The following is a 13,534-nucleotide window of genomic DNA, read 5'->3' as shown; positions in this document are numbered from 1 at the left end:
GACCTCGGAAACGGATATCCACTCGGCACGGCAACCTCCCAAATCACGGATGTTGCACTGACCGTATGAATCCACGCGGCGTGTCTTCGCAACGGGTTATGTGTCGCGGCCGCTGCCGCGCCTCGGCTCCTCGACTGTCAGGGTTGACGCGCCGCCGCACTCGGGTGCAGTGTGATACTGGTCATATGACCACTGGTCACACATGGCAGAAAGGCGGCCGTCCATGACCACCAGGGACAAGTACACGGAAGTCCCCGCGCCGTACTCGTGGGAGGTCCCCAGCGTCGGCGACGCGCGTTTCACGTGGGAGTACGACGACGGCCGCGCGCGGCTCCTGTCCCTCTACCAAAAGGGGAAGGACAAGCAGTGGGATGCCCAGTCGCGCATCGACTGGGCCCAAGACGTCGACCCGATGAACCCGGTCGGGCTGCCCGACGAATTCCATCCGCTGTTCGGCAGCCCGATGTGGGACGCCGCCGACGAATCACGCCGCGACGAGATGCGCCAGCACTTCCAGGCCTGGCAGTTCTCGCAGTTCCTGCACGGCGAGCAGGGTGCGATGGTGTGCGCCGCCAAGATCGTCGAGGTGGTCCCGGACCTGGACGCGAAGTTCTACGCGGCCACCCAGACCATGGACGAGGCCCGGCACGTCGAGGCGTTTTCGCGGTTCCTGCAAGACAAGGTCAACCTGGTCTACCCGATCAACAAGCACCTGACCGCGCTGCTGGACGACACCCTGCGCGATTCGCGCTGGGACATGCCCTACCTCGGGATGCAGGTGCTCATCGAGGGGCTCGCGCTCGCCGCCTTCGGGGTGCTGCGTGACATGGCGCCGCCGGACTCGCTGGCCAAGCAGTTGCTGGCGTACGTCATGCAGGACGAGGCCCGCCACGTCGCCTTCGGCCGAATCTCGTTGAAGGACTACTACTCCGCGCTGACCACGGCCGAGCGGGACGAGCGGGAAGAGTTCGTGGTCGACGCCTGCTACCTGATGCGCGACCGCTTCCGCGGCGAGGAGGTCTTCGAGACCCTCGGCATGGACGTCCAGGCATGTGCCGAGTGGGTCGACTCGTCGCCGCTGATGATCCAGTTCCGCTCCCATTTGTTCAGCCGCATCGTGCCGATCGTCAAGGACATCGGGCTGTGGGGCGACAAGGTGCAGCAGGCCTTCCGGGACATGGGTGTGCTGGACATGGCCGGCTTCGACATCGAGGCGCTGATGAAGGCCGATGAGGACCAGGCCGACGCGCTGGACAAGGCACACGCCGAGATGGCCGAGCGGGCCCTCGAGGTCGACCAGGTGATCGCGGCGGGCGCGAGCTGAACGGCGGCCGTCGTCACAGCCCGGCGATGACGATGACCACGCCGACCACAATCGCCACCGCGAGGGACACCAACAGGACGCTGACAACGCCTTCCTTTCCCGCCGAAGCAACGTGGTCGCCCGCCGCGATCGGCGCGAATTTGCGGCCGGCGCCCCATGCCGAGGCGAGCAGCGTCGCCAACCAGTTCGCATAGGCGGCGTAGACGATCAGCGCGACGGCCGTCACCGCCCACGCGTGGGGCAGGTGGATGTGGGGCCAGAGCAGACCGAGCACCACCAGGAACATGCCGTTGAGCACCGCCTCGAGGTGGCTCGACAGCGCCATGCGCGGGTTCTTCAGCGCGGGGACGGCGAACCCGGTGAGCAGGCCGACGAGGAACAGGACCAACCCGAGCGTGAACAGCACCGTCTGCATGCCAGCACAGTAGGGGCGTCGGGCGGTGGCCGCCCGGCCTTCGCCGATCACGGCCAAAATATGAGAGACATATGAGCCGGGCGCTGGCCGGGTTGCACGCGGCGGCCGTGTGCGAGCGTGGGTTTGTGGTCCCCGAACCGCAATTGGCGGAAGCGCTCAGGCAGGCGTCGAACTACCTGTGGATCGCCGACGTGGCCCGCACGCGCAACCTGCCGATGATCCAGTCGCTCTACAGCTTTGCCGCTCGCCAGATGGTTGCCTACACCGAAGACGGCGACGAGTGGCACCTGCGGGCAGCCGTCGCCGCCGCGCAGGATGCCACCAAGATGCACCAGCTGCTCACCGGTCGCGGGCCGGCCGCACCCGGAACGCTCAACAATCCGGCGAACCTCTGACGCGCCAACGCGTTTCAGACGTGCACGTCGCGCAGCCCGGCGGCGAAGCGCAGGCCTGAGCAGTTGTAGCACCCCACGCACCCGATGCAATTGGTGCAGCCGAAGCAGCCCAGGCACGCGACGCACCGCTTGCACAAGGCGCACGCCACACACGCGATGCTGCCGGCGATGGCCGCGCTGCCGGCCGTGGCGACCGATCCCGCCACGGCGGCGCTCGCCACCGTCGCCGCCGATCCCGCCACAGCGGCGCTGGCCACGGTGGCCGCCGAACCGGCGACGGCGGCGCTGGCCACGGTCGCCACCGAGCCGACGACCGCGGCGGCGGCCGCCGCGGCGTCGGGCCGGACCAGACCACTGCTTCCGTTAACCGAGTTGGCCACGTCGTTCATCTTGCGCCGGCAACGGTGCGTCGATCGCCGTGGGGTGCGTTCGCTTTCGGTCCGCGGCACTCAGCGGCTGGGCGGCAGGCTCGGAGGAGTCGTCGTCACGGTATAGCTCGGCGCGATGGTGACCGTCGGGGTGCTGGTGACCGTGACGGTGCTCGTGCTCGTGGATGGCGGGGGCACGGCGGTCGTGGTCGTGACCGTGGTGACGCTCGTCGTCTCCGTGGTCGACGAGGTCGTCGTCGCTGATGCCGCGGCGATCACACCGCAGGCGATGTGCTTGCTCGACTCGCCCGCGGGGCTGGTGCCGAGGTTGTCCGCGGTCTGGTGGATCAGCAGCGCGGTGCCCGAGCTGCTTCTCAGGTCCGCGGCGGTGAACGAGTTACTGGTCGTGACGAGTTTCGCCGAACCGTCGGAGCGCACCTGCAACGCCGTCAGGTCGCCGCTGGCGGGATAACCGGTGTGGCCCGGCGCCTGGTACACGGGTCCGGCGGAGCTGAAGTCGCTGCCCTCGCACTTGCCCACCGAGTGGATCTGGAGCCCGTGGAAACCGGGGCTCAGGACCTGGTTGGGTCCGGCCTCCACGGTCACCGTCGCGTAGCCGTTCGCGAAGTCGAAGGTGGCGGTGGCGACCTGAGTCCCGTCGGGGCTCTTCACCTGCGTGGTCATCCGCTCGCTGCCCGGCGGCGCGCTCGAGGACGTCGCGGACTGGTTACCGTTCTGGTTGGCGCATGCGGCTAACGGTGCGATGGACGCGGCCAGGGCCGCGGCGGCAAACACTAAACCCTTATTCATTGACCGGACCTACCCCAATTGGCGAATGCCGAAACGAGCCAAACCGCCCTATGCAAATTCGTCGCTGCGCGCAATGCTCATCGCAGCGGGGGCCGTACTAGGAGGACGAGATGTCAGCACCCACCGCCGAGGAGATCCGGGCCGCCCTCGAGCGGCACGTGCAGTTGTGGAACGCCGGGGACAAGGAAGCCTGGCTTGCGCACTGGAAGCGCGTCGTGCCCGGTGAGGTCACCATGGAGGACCCGGTCGGCACGCCGGTGAAACGCGGGTGGGATGTCATGGCTGAGGTGTGGGACGCCTCGCCGAACGCCGACTGGAAACTGGGCATCGACCTGCTGCACGTGTGCGGCGCGACCGGCGCCGCCGTCATACGCAACTCGGGCAGCGTGAACGGCCAGCCGGCCGTCATTCAGAGCATCGAGATCTACCGCTTTGGCGACGACGGCTCGCTGCACACGTGGACGTTCTGGGACCTCGCGGCCGGCAACGAGTACGCGCAGTGGACGGCGGAGACGGGCGAGGCGAGCTGATTCAGGCCGACCGGCGGATGCCGCGGCTGCGGCCGATGTCGCCTTTGAGGAGCATGTCGCGCTCGGATTCCGACAGTCCGCCCCAGACGCCGTAGGGCTCACCGACTTCCAGCGCGTGCGAACGGCACTCCTGAATCACCGGGCACTGCCGGCACATCTCCTTGGCGCGCTGCTCGCGCTGCATGCGGGCGCGGCCACGCTCGCCGTCGGGGTGGAAGAACATCGACGAGTCGACGCCGCGGCACAGGCCTTGCAGTTGCCAGTTCCAGATGTCGGCGTTGGGCCCGGGTAGCTGCTCAGGCTGTGGCATTGGATCGTTCCCTCTCTGCACGGCGCGCCCAGAAGGACGGGTCGCGAAGCGCCCGAAAAGCGGTTGTGCAACTGATTTTGGAGTGGTGTCACCGATGACTACCCGACAAACCTAGAACTTAGGGGCGCGGGCGAATTTCCGTCAATAGCCACTTAGGTCGGCAAAATATGTAAGCGTTGGAGCAAATTTAACTCGCCGTTCATCTGCCACCCATTTCGCGATCGAAAGCCGCGCTACCAGGGGCTTGGCCCAACCGTAATTTCCCAGCTCAGCGGGCGGAGCGGCCACGGAAGTAATTAGCACGCGGCGGATGGTGATTAACAGGTCGGTAACACGAACAGCACGAAGTGTTTACTACTATCACCGTGATTGAAACTCGTCACACTTCGGTGATTCAGCACACACTGGCCGCGGCCGCGTTCGGTGACCGGCCCGGGAGCTGGCCGCTGCCGGCGGCGAGCAGCCCGGAGCAGCTGTGGTTGCGCGCCGTCGCGGCGGGCGGGCAGGGCCGCTACGGCAGCGCCAACCGCGACCTGGCGGTGTTGCGGCGCAGCGGCACGGACGGCCGGTGGGTGTCCCTGGCCCACAGCACCCAGGGGTCGTTCCTGCGCCAGCTCGGCTGGCACACGTTGGCGCGGGGCTGGGACGGGCGCGCTATGGCGCTGGCCGGTAGGGATCCCGAGGCCCAAGCCGACGCGCTGATCGGGCTGGCGGCCGACGCGCTGGGCATCGGCCGGTTCGCCGCCGCCGCAACGTTGTTGCGTCGCGTCGACCTGACGCCCGGTGCGGTCCCCGACCGGCTGCCGGTGCGCCGCGGGTGGGTGGCGGCCGAGCTGGCGATGGCGTCCGGCGACGGCGGGTCGGCCGTGCGGTACGCCGAGGAGGCGGTGGAGCTCGCCGACGCGATGGGCCGACCCTCGGCGCGGCACCGGGTGAAAAGCGACGTGGTGCTGGCCGCCGCCCTGTGCAGCGCCGGCCAGACCGAGCGCGCCCGCGCGGTCGGGGAGGCGGCGCTTGCGGCCACCGGCCGCCTGGGCCTGACACCGCTGCGTTGGGCGTTGGCCTGCTTGCTGATTGACATCGAAAGTGTCACGTTTTCGGCACAAAAATTGCAGGAAATTCGCGATATCTGCGCAGGCCAGGTGCGGCGCGCCGGGGGCGCGTGGCGTTCCGCTTAAATTGGCCTCCCGCCCGTTATTGTCATTTCGACAGTTAGCCCGCGATGTGTCCCGTTCGTAACGTTGGAGATACCGCCGTCGATGACAATTCAAGGGGAACGTCTCGACGCTGTGGTTGCGGAGGCCGTGGCGGGAGACCGGAACGCCCTACGGGAGGTGCTGGAGACCATCCGTCCGATCGTCGTGCGATATTGCCGGGCGCGCGTCGGCACCGTCGAACGGGGCGGCCTCTCAGCAGACGATGTGGCTCAGGAGGTGTGTTTGGCCACCATCACGGCGCTGCCGCGGTACCGGGAGCGCGGGCGCCCGTTCCTGGCGTTCCTGTATGGCATCGCGGCGCACAAGATTGCCGACGCCCATCGCGCCGCCGGCCGTGACCGGGCCTACCCCGCGGAAACCGTTCCGGAGCGCTGGTCCCCCGAGGCGGGGCCGGAACAGCGGGCCATCGAGGCCGATTCGGTCAGCCGCATGAACGAATTGCTGGAGATCCTGCCCGCCAAGCAGCGCGAGATCCTGATCCTGCGCGTGGTCGTCGGCCTGTCCGCCGAGGAGACCGCCGCCGCCGTCGGCAGCACCACCGGAGCGGTCCGGGTGGCCCAGCACCGGGCGCTGAACCGGCTCAAGTCCGAAATCATCGCGGCGGGTGACTATGCCTGAATCCCTCGACGAATTTGCACAAACCGACTTGCTGCTCGACGCGCTCGCCGAACGGAGCTCGGTCGACCTGGACGACGCCGAGGACCCCAACTTCGAAGCGCTGACCGTCCTGCTGGAGGACTGGCGCGACGACCTGCGGTGGCCGCCGGCCAGCGCGCTGGTGTCGCCGGAGGAGGCGATCGAAGCGCTGCACATCGGGCTTACCGAGCGCAGGCGCGCGCGGCGCGGCCTGGCGACGATCGGCTCGGTCGCCGCGACGCTGCTGGCGCTGAGCGGGTTTGGCGCCATGGTCGTCGAGGCCCGTCCCGGGGACGCGCTGTACGGGCTGCACGCAATGTTCTACGACCAGCCGAGGGTCAACGACAGCCAGATCGAGCTGTCCGCCAAGGCCGAACTGGCCAAGGTCCAACACATGATCGACCAGGGGCAGTGGACGCAGGCCCAGAATCAGCTGGCTCAGGTCAGCGGCACCGTGCAATCCATGAACGATGGGGCCAGCCGCAACGACCTGCTGGACGAGGTGAACCTGCTCAACACCCGCGTGGAATCGCGCAACCCGAACGCGACGGTGCCGCCCGGCGCGCCGAAACCCAAGGCGCCGGCCGCCTCGTCGACGTCTCCGGCCTCGCCCACCCCCACGACCACACCGCCAACGTTGGCCAGCACGACGGCTCCGTCACCGAGCGCATCGACGGGCCCGGCAAGCCCCACGGCGACTCCGTCGACGAGCCCGTCGTCGGGTCGGCATCGGCATCACGGCCACTCGTCCACGCCGCCGTCGGTGGCACCGGACGAAACGCCCTGACGGCGGTCAGCGGCGGTGGAAGCCGTCCGCGTCTGAGGACGTCGCTTCGTTGAGCGAGGCGTCGGCGTAGCCCCGGCAGTAGTCCCACGTGACGTAGGAGTCGGGTTCGGGGTCGTAGGCGGGCTCGTGCGGGCGGACCGTGCCGTCGATGAGCAGCTGCAGCAGGTTGGCGCGCAACATGTCCCAGTCGTGGTAGTGGTCCTGCTGGCACTCGTCGCAGCAGACCACCAGCCCGCGAATGCCCTTGTGCGCCAACAGCGCCTCGTACACGGCCAGATCGGCCAGGTCGGCCTCGACCGCCATCCGCTCCTGCTGATCCAGGGGTTGCCCCGGCTCGACGGCCTCGAGCGCCGCCGACGGATCGCAGGGGTCGTCGGCGAACGGGTCGGGCGGCAAACCCGGCGGGAGGTGGTCACGCACGCCCCTAGCCTACGCAGGCGGGCCGTCATAGCGCCAGCAGGGACATGCCCGTCATCCGGCGTCCCGCGGCACGCCCGGGCAAGCGGCTCCGGGGGCCCCGGGAGCCGATAGGATGGGCTTCTCACTCCGCGCGCGTATGGAGGGCCTCCCGATGACCCGTGGCATGTCCCACTTAGAAGACAGCTCCGACCTGGTTGTCGGCCCGTACGTGCGCGACCCCCAGCTACAGGGACTGGCCGACGACCCGGTGCCGACGGGCGGCGACAACCCGTACAAGATCGCGATGCTCGGCCTGACCTTCGACGACGTCTTGCTGTTGCCCGCGGCCTCCGACGTGGTCCCGGCCACCGCGGACACCTCCAGCCAGCTGACCAAGAAGATCCGGCTGAAGGTGCCGCTGGTCAGCTCCGCGATGGACACCGTCACCGAGTCGCGGATGGCCATCGCGATGGCCCGGGCCGGCGGGATGGGCGTGCTGCACCGCAACCTGCCGGTCGCCGAACAGGCCGGGCAGGTCGAGATGGTGAAGCGCTCGGAGGCCGGCATGGTCACCGACCCGGTCACCTGCCGGCCCGACAACACGCTGGCTCAGGTCGACGCGCTGTGCGCACGCTTCCGCATCTCCGGGCTGCCGGTGGTCGACGATTCCGGCGCCCTGGTCGGCATCATCACCAACCGCGACATGCGGTTCGAGGTGGACCAGACCAAAAAGGTCGCCGAGGTCATGACGAAGTCCCCGCTGATCACCGCCCAGGAGGGCGTCAGCGCCGACGCGGCGCTGGGGCTGTTGCGGCGCAACAAGATCGAGAAGCTGCCCGTCGTCGACGGCCACGGCCGGCTGACCGGCCTCATCACCGTCAAGGACTTCGTCAAGACCGAGCAGCACCCGCTGGCCACCAAGGACAGCGACGGGCGGCTGCTGGTCGGCGCGGCCGTCGGCGTCGGCGGGGATGCCTGGGTGCGCGCGATGATGCTGGTCGACGCGGGCGTCGACGTCCTGATCGTCGACACCGCGCACGCGCACAACCGGCTGGTGCTCGACATGGTCGGCAAGCTCAAGGCCGAGGTGGGCGACCGCGTCGAGGTGATCGGCGGCAACGTCGCGACCCGGGCCGCGGCCGCGGCGCTCATCGACGCCGGCGCCGACGCGGTCAAGGTCGGTGTGGGACCGGGATCGATCTGCACGACGCGCGTGGTGGCCGGCGTCGGCGCGCCACAGATCACGGCGATCCTGGAGGCCGTCGCGGTGTGCCGGCCGGCGGGCGTGCCGGTGATCGCCGACGGCGGGCTGCAGTACTCCGGCGACATCGCCAAGGCGCTGGCCGCCGGCGCGTCGACGGCCATGCTCGGCTCGCTGCTGGCCGGCACCGCCGAGGCACCCGGCGAGCTGATCTTCGTCAACGGCAAACAGTTCAAGAGCTACCGGGGCATGGGGTCGCTGGGCGCCATGGCGGGGCGGGGCTCCGGATCGGGCAAGTCCTACTCCAAGGACCGCTATTTCGCCGACGACGCCCTCTCCGAGGACAAGCTGGTGCCCGAGGGCATCGAGGGCCGGGTGCCGTTCCGCGGGCCGCTGTCGTCGGTGATCCACCAGCTGACCGGCGGGCTGCGCGCCGCGATGGGATACACCGGCTCGCCCACCATCGAGGCGCTGCAGGAGGCGCAGTTCGTCCGGATCACCGCGGCCGGCCTGCGCGAGAGCCACCCCCACGACGTCGCGATGACCGTCGAAGCGCCCAACTACTTCGCGCGGTGAACAGCGAACTGGCCATGGTCGAAATCGGGATGGGCCGCAACGCCCGTCGCACCTATGAACTCAGCGAGATCAGCATCGTGCCGTCGCGGCGCACCCGCTCCTCGCAGGACGTGTCGACGGCGTGGCAGCTGGACGCCTACCGGTTCGAGATCCCGGTCATCGCGCATCCGACCGACGCGCTGGTGTCGCCGGAGTTCGCCATCGAGCTGGGCCGCCTCGGCGGGCTCGGCGTGCTCAACGGCGAGGGGCTGATCGGCCGGCACGCCGACGTCGAGGCCAAGATCGCGATGCTGCTCGAGGCCGCCGAGAAGGAGCCGGAACCGTCGGCGGCGATCCGGCTGCTGCAGGAGCTGCACGCCGCGCCGCTGGACCCCGAGCTGCTGGGCTCGGCCGTCGCGCGCATCCGCGAGGCGGGCGTGACCACCGCGGTGCGGGTCAGCCCGCAAAACGCGCAGGCGCTGACGCCGGCGCTGCTGCAGGCCGGCATCGACCTGCTGGTCATCCAGGGCACCATCGTCTCGGCCGAACGGGTCGCCAGCGACGGTGAACCGCTGAACCTGAAGACCTTCATCTCCGAGCTCGACGTCCCCGTGGTCGCCGGCGGCGTGCTCGACCACCGCACCGCGCTGCACCTGATGCGCACCGGCGCCGCCGGCGTGATCGTCGGCTACGGCTCCACCCGGGGGGTGACCACCAGCGACGAGGTGTTGGGCATCAGCGTGCCGATGGCCACCGCGATCGCCGACGCCGCGGCCGCGCGCCGCGAATACCTCGACGAGACCGGCGGCCGCTACGTGCACGTGCTGGCCGACGGCGACATCCACACCTCGGGCGAGCTGGCCAAGGCCATCGCGTGCGGCGCCGACGCCGTGGTGCTGGGCACGCCGCTGGCCGAATCCGCCGAAGCGCTCGGCGGCGGATGGTTCTGGCCGGCCGCGGCGGCGCACCCGTCGCTGCCGCGCGGGGCGTTGCTGCAGATCGCCGTCGGCGAGCGCCCGCCGCTGCGGCAGGTCCTGAGCGGTCCGTCCGACGACCCGTTCGGCAGCCTCAATCTGGTCGGCGGCCTGCGCCGCTCGATGGCCAAGGCCGGTTATTGCGACCTCAAGGAGTTCCAGAAGGTCGGCCTGACGGTCGGTAGCTGAACGCCCGCATCACAACCCGGTCAGCAGCTCGACGTCCTGTCCTTGCGCGAGGGCCGCGATCGCGGTGTCGAACGTGACGAGTCGGACGCCTCGGCGGCGTGCAAGTGCCAACAGATGCGCGTCCGTTACCTGGCGGTATCCGGCCATCCGGGGTACGTCCGCGTCGGCGAGCGACACGTCGTCGACCAGAAAGCGATGGGCACCGGAGGCGCGCAACGCCGATAGCACGCGTCGGGCGTCGTCGATTCCGATCGGGCTCGCAAGCACCTTCGGGTTGGCCGAAACCCGCACAAACCCGCTTTCGGTGACGGGACAGGTGGCCCAGCCCGTCGACGCGTTGGCGGCAAACCACTGTCGCATCGCCACATGGTGGACGTGCGAATCCCACGCGAGCGCAACGAGGGCGTTGACGTCGAGCAGTCCCACCGGCCGGCTAGTTCTCGTCGAGCGCGCGGCGGACCATCTCAGGCGTGATCGCCGGCGTGCCCGCCGGAACGCGAATCACCGGTAGCCCGCCGTCGGCCTCCACGCGCGCGGGCGTCAGGCCGCGACGCGCGAGCTCGGAGATGACGGAGCCCAGCGACCGCCGCTCGTTCGCCGCCAGTTCTCGAGCCGCGGCGACGACGTCGTCGTCGATGTCCAGGGTGGTTCGCACAGCGCTGATGATATCGCATCAATGCATCAACTTGGAGTTGCTAGTTTATTACCGGCGCGTACGGCCATACTGGTTGCCATGAAGGCGGATTACGACGTCCTGATCATCGGTTCCGGATTCGGGGGCAGCGTCAGCGCGCTGCGGCTGACGGAAAAGGGCTACCGGGTGGGCGTCCTGGAGGCCGGCCGCCGCTTCTCCGACCAGGAGTTCGCCGAGACCTCGTGGGACCTGCGCAAGTTCCTGTGGGCGCCCAAGCTCGGTTGCTACGGCATCCAGCGGATCCACCCGCTGCGCAACGTGATGATCCTGGCCGGCGCGGGCGTGGGCGGCGGTTCGCTCAACTACGCCAACACCTTGTATGTACCGCCGGAGCCGTTCTTCAACGACCAGCAGTGGGCGCACATCACCGACTGGCGTGAGGAGCTGATGCCGCACTACGAGCAGGCGCAGCGGATGCTGGGCGTGGTCGAGAACCCGACGTTCACCGACGCCGACCGCCTGGTCAAGGAAGTCGCCGACGACATGGGCTGCGGCGACACCTGGGTGCCGACGCCGGTGGGGGTGTTCTTCGGCCCGGACGGCACCAAGGCGCCGGGCAAGACCGTGCCCGACCCGTACTTCGGCGGCGCCGGGCCCGACCGCACCGGCTGCCTGGAATGCGGCTGCTGCATGACCGGATGCCGCTACGGCGCCAAGAACACGCTGGTGAAGAACTACCTCGGCCTCGCGGAATCGCATGGGGCGGAAGTCATTCCGATGACGACGGTGAAGGGCTTCGAGCAGCGCCCGGACGGCCTGTGGGAGGTCCGCACGGTGCGCACCGGAAGCTGGCTGCGCCGGGACCGGCGCACCTACACCGCCGAGAACCTGATCCTGGCCGCGGGCACCTGGGGCACCCAGCACCTGCTGTTCAACATGCGCGACAAGGGCAAGCTGCCCCGCCTGTCGAAGCGGCTGGGCGTGCTGACCCGGACCAACTCCGAGTCGATCGTCGGCGCCGCGACGCTCGAGGTGCTGCCCGGGCTGGACCTGACGCACGGCGTGGCGATCACGTCGTCGATCCACCCGACGTCGGACACCCACGTCGAGCCCGTCCGCTACGGCAAGGGCTCCAACGCGATGGGGCTGCTGCAGACCCTGATGACCGATGGCGACGGTCCGGAGGGCACCGACGTGCCGCGGTGGAAGCAGTTGCTGGACCAGGCCGGTGAGAATCCGAAGCTGATGTTGCGGCTGCTCAATCCCCGCCAGTGGAGCGAGCGCACGCTGATCGCGCTGGTGATGCAGCACCTGGACAACTCGATCACCACGTTCACCAAGCGGGGCAAGCTCGGAATCCGTTGGTATTCCAGCAAACAGGGCCACGGCGAGCCGAACCCGTCGTGGATCCCGGCGGGCAACGAGGTCACCCGGCGCCTCGCCGCCAAGATCGACGGCGTGGCCGGCGGCACCTGGGGCGAGCTGTTCAACATCCCGCTGACCGCCCACTTCCTGGGCGGCGCGGTGATCGGCGACACCCCCGAACACGGCGTCATCGACCCGTACCACCGCGTCCACGGCTACCCCACGCTGTACGTGGTGGACGGCGCGGCGATCTCGGCGAACCTGGGCGTCAACCCGTCGCTGTCCATCACCGCGCAGGCCGAGCGGGCCGCCTCGATGTGGCCGAACAAGGGCGAGAAGGACCTGCGGCCGCTGCAGGGCGATACCTACCGCAGGCTGTCCCCGATCCCGCCCGAGCACCCGGTGGTGCCGGCGCATGCTCCCGGCGCGCTGCGCTGGCTACCGATCGACCCGGTCAGCACCGCGGGCTGACCCCGTGACGCTCGCGGGCTGACCCCTCGTCAGCTCGCGATCTCCTCCGGGGTGGTCACGTCGAGCGGGGCGCCGCTGACGACCCGGCTGCGTTGGCCGTGCACGTTGACGGGCACGTCGCCCATCAGCGTGACGCGGTGCATCAGCCGATGCTGGCCGTCGTAGTCGTCGATCGCCCGGTGCTGCGTCGCCCGGTTGTCCCAGATGGCGACGTCGCCGTAGCTCCAAGTCCAGCGAATCGTGTTCTCGGGCATGGTGACTCGCCGCTGCAGCAGTTCGAACAGCGTGCTCGATTCGTAGCTGTCCAGTCCGACGAACCCGCGCACGAAGTCGCCCAGCACCAGCGTCCGCTCACCGGTCTCGGGGTGCACCCGAACCACGGGATGCTCGGTCTGGAAGTCCGGCTTGTCGAACGCCTGGCGGAAGGCCCGCTGCGCGTCGGTCATGGCCTCTGCGGTGACGTAGTCGTGGCGGTTTGTGTGCAGCGCCCACAGATTGTCGACGAGCCACTTCAGCGGCTCGGGCAGGTGGTCGTAGGCCGCCGCGGTGGAGGCCCACAGCGTCGAGCCCCCGTAGCTGGGCAGCGTGACCGCGCGCAGGATCGAGGCCGCGGGGTAGTTCGCGGCGAACGTGACGTCGGTGTGCCAGCGCGTCGCCTTGCCGTACTCGGAGTTGATCGGCGTGATGATCGGCGCGTTCTTGGCGGCGAGGAACTGCGCGGCGGGGTGCCCGATCGGGGTGCCCAGCAGCCGCGCGAACGCGAGCTGCCCTTCGTCGTCGAGGTGGTCCTGACCGCGAAAGAAGATCACCTTGTGGGCCAGCAGCGCCCCGCGGATCTCGTCGACGCTGGCCGGGTCGAGGTCGCCGCCCAGGCGCACGCCGTCGAGTCGGGCGCCGATCCGGCTGCCCAGCTTGGTGACGGTGATGGAGTCGGTCATTTCTTTCGTCCTTTTG

General features: G+C 69.3%; 17 protein-coding genes. 9 read left to right on the top strand and 8 right to left on the bottom strand.

The window, feature by feature from the left end; translation table 11 throughout:
* Nucleotides 1-223: 223 nt before the first annotated feature.
* Nucleotides 224-1,324 (top strand): ferritin-like domain-containing protein, encoded by a 1,101-nt coding sequence (locus A5673_RS19200; protein ID WP_068235846.1) that lies wholly within the window; start codon nt 224-226, stop codon nt 1,322-1,324.
* 13 nt (nt 1,325-1,337) lie between these two features.
* Here A5673_RS19200 and A5673_RS19195 read toward each other — a convergent pair whose 3' ends face one another.
* Nucleotides 1,338-1,739, bottom strand: a complete 402-nt coding sequence (locus A5673_RS19195; protein ID WP_068235841.1) for a hydrogenase — start codon at nt 1,737-1,739, stop codon at nt 1,338-1,340.
* A 71-nt stretch (nt 1,740-1,810) separates the two neighbouring features.
* On the opposite strand from A5673_RS19195, the gene A5673_RS19190 reads away from it, so the two are divergent.
* On the top strand, nt 1,811-2,134 hold the full coding sequence (locus A5673_RS19190) for a hypothetical protein (RefSeq protein ID WP_068235839.1): 324 nt from the start codon (nt 1,811-1,813) through the stop codon (nt 2,132-2,134).
* Between the two features lie 14 nt (nt 2,135-2,148).
* Here A5673_RS19190 and A5673_RS19185 read toward each other — a convergent pair whose 3' ends face one another.
* The gene (locus A5673_RS19185; protein WP_068235837.1) at nt 2,149-2,523 is read right to left on the bottom strand and encodes a hypothetical protein; all 375 of its coding nucleotides are present in this window, start codon (nt 2,521-2,523) and stop codon (nt 2,149-2,151) included.
* Between the two features lie 60 nt (nt 2,524-2,583).
* Nucleotides 2,584-3,312 (bottom strand): superoxide dismutase family protein, encoded by a 729-nt coding sequence (locus A5673_RS19180; protein ID WP_068235834.1) that lies wholly within the window; start codon nt 3,310-3,312, stop codon nt 2,584-2,586.
* A 110-nt stretch (nt 3,313-3,422) separates the two neighbouring features.
* Here A5673_RS19180 and A5673_RS19175 point away from each other — a divergent pair, with 110 nt between their 5' ends.
* On the top strand, nt 3,423-3,842 hold the full coding sequence (locus tag A5673_RS19175; protein ID WP_068235831.1) for a nuclear transport factor 2 family protein: 420 nt from the start codon (nt 3,423-3,425) through the stop codon (nt 3,840-3,842).
* A gap of 1 nt (nt 3,843) precedes the next feature.
* On the opposite strand, the gene A5673_RS19170 is transcribed toward A5673_RS19175, so the two are convergent.
* Nucleotides 3,844-4,152, bottom strand: coding sequence for a WhiB family transcriptional regulator (locus tag A5673_RS19170; protein WP_068235825.1), 309 nt, complete (start codon nt 4,150-4,152; stop codon nt 3,844-3,846).
* Nucleotides 4,153-4,517: 365 nt separating this feature from the next.
* Here A5673_RS19170 and A5673_RS19165 point away from each other — a divergent pair, with 365 nt between their 5' ends.
* From A5673_RS19165 to A5673_RS19155, 3 genes are all read left to right on the top strand, one after another.
* Nucleotides 4,518-5,330, top strand: coding sequence for a hypothetical protein (locus A5673_RS19165; RefSeq protein WP_068235822.1), 813 nt, complete (start codon nt 4,518-4,520; stop codon nt 5,328-5,330).
* 81 nt (nt 5,331-5,411) lie between these two features.
* Nucleotides 5,412-5,987 carry a sigma-70 family RNA polymerase sigma factor gene (locus A5673_RS19160; protein ID WP_068235861.1) on the top strand — a complete coding sequence of 192 codons (576 nt, stop codon included), beginning with the start codon at nt 5,412-5,414 and terminating at the stop codon, nt 5,985-5,987.
* Entirely contained in the window at nt 5,980-6,792 is an 813-nt protein-coding gene (locus A5673_RS19155; RefSeq protein ID WP_082958835.1) for an anti-sigma-D factor RsdA, read from the top strand. The genes A5673_RS19160 and A5673_RS19155 overlap by 8 nt, the downstream gene beginning before the upstream one ends.
* A gap of 6 nt (nt 6,793-6,798) precedes the next feature.
* On the opposite strand, the gene A5673_RS19150 is transcribed toward A5673_RS19155, so the two are convergent.
* Nucleotides 6,799-7,212, bottom strand: coding sequence for a DUF5319 domain-containing protein (locus tag A5673_RS19150; RefSeq protein ID WP_066907738.1), 414 nt, complete (start codon nt 7,210-7,212; stop codon nt 6,799-6,801).
* Between the two features lie 151 nt (nt 7,213-7,363).
* Here A5673_RS19150 and guaB point away from each other — a divergent pair, with 151 nt between their 5' ends.
* The gene (gene guaB / locus A5673_RS19145) at nt 7,364-8,968 is read left to right on the top strand and encodes an IMP dehydrogenase (RefSeq protein ID WP_068235853.1); all 1,605 of its coding nucleotides are present in this window, start codon (nt 7,364-7,366) and stop codon (nt 8,966-8,968) included.
* Between the two features lie 14 nt (nt 8,969-8,982).
* Entirely contained in the window at nt 8,983-10,110 is a 1,128-nt protein-coding gene (locus A5673_RS19140) for a GuaB3 family IMP dehydrogenase-related protein (protein WP_068235851.1), read from the top strand.
* Between the two features lie 9 nt (nt 10,111-10,119).
* Here A5673_RS19140 and A5673_RS19135 read toward each other — a convergent pair whose 3' ends face one another.
* Nucleotides 10,120-10,536: a TA system VapC family ribonuclease toxin gene (locus tag A5673_RS19135; protein WP_068235816.1), complete on the bottom strand. Its 417-nt coding sequence runs from the start codon at nt 10,534-10,536 to the stop codon at nt 10,120-10,122.
* A gap of 7 nt (nt 10,537-10,543) precedes the next feature.
* On the bottom strand, nt 10,544-10,765 hold the full coding sequence (locus tag A5673_RS19130; RefSeq protein WP_068235813.1) for an antitoxin: 222 nt from the start codon (nt 10,763-10,765) through the stop codon (nt 10,544-10,546).
* 78 nt (nt 10,766-10,843) lie between these two features.
* On the opposite strand from A5673_RS19130, the gene A5673_RS19125 reads away from it, so the two are divergent.
* Entirely contained in the window at nt 10,844-12,580 is a 1,737-nt protein-coding gene (locus A5673_RS19125; RefSeq protein WP_068235810.1) for a GMC oxidoreductase, read from the top strand.
* Between the two features lie 29 nt (nt 12,581-12,609).
* On the opposite strand, the gene A5673_RS19120 is transcribed toward A5673_RS19125, so the two are convergent.
* Nucleotides 12,610-13,518 carry a TauD/TfdA family dioxygenase gene (locus A5673_RS19120; protein ID WP_068235805.1) on the bottom strand — a complete coding sequence of 303 codons (909 nt, stop codon included), beginning with the start codon at nt 13,516-13,518 and terminating at the stop codon, nt 12,610-12,612.
* Nucleotides 13,519-13,534: the final 16 nt, after the last annotated feature.

It is taken from the genome of Mycobacterium sp. E3198, assembly GCF_001667015.1.
GTDB lineage: Bacteria > Actinomycetota > Actinomycetes > Mycobacteriales > Mycobacteriaceae > Mycobacterium.
Note: the sequence above shows the minus strand (reverse complement) of the source record. Positions and strands in the feature narration are given on the sequence as shown.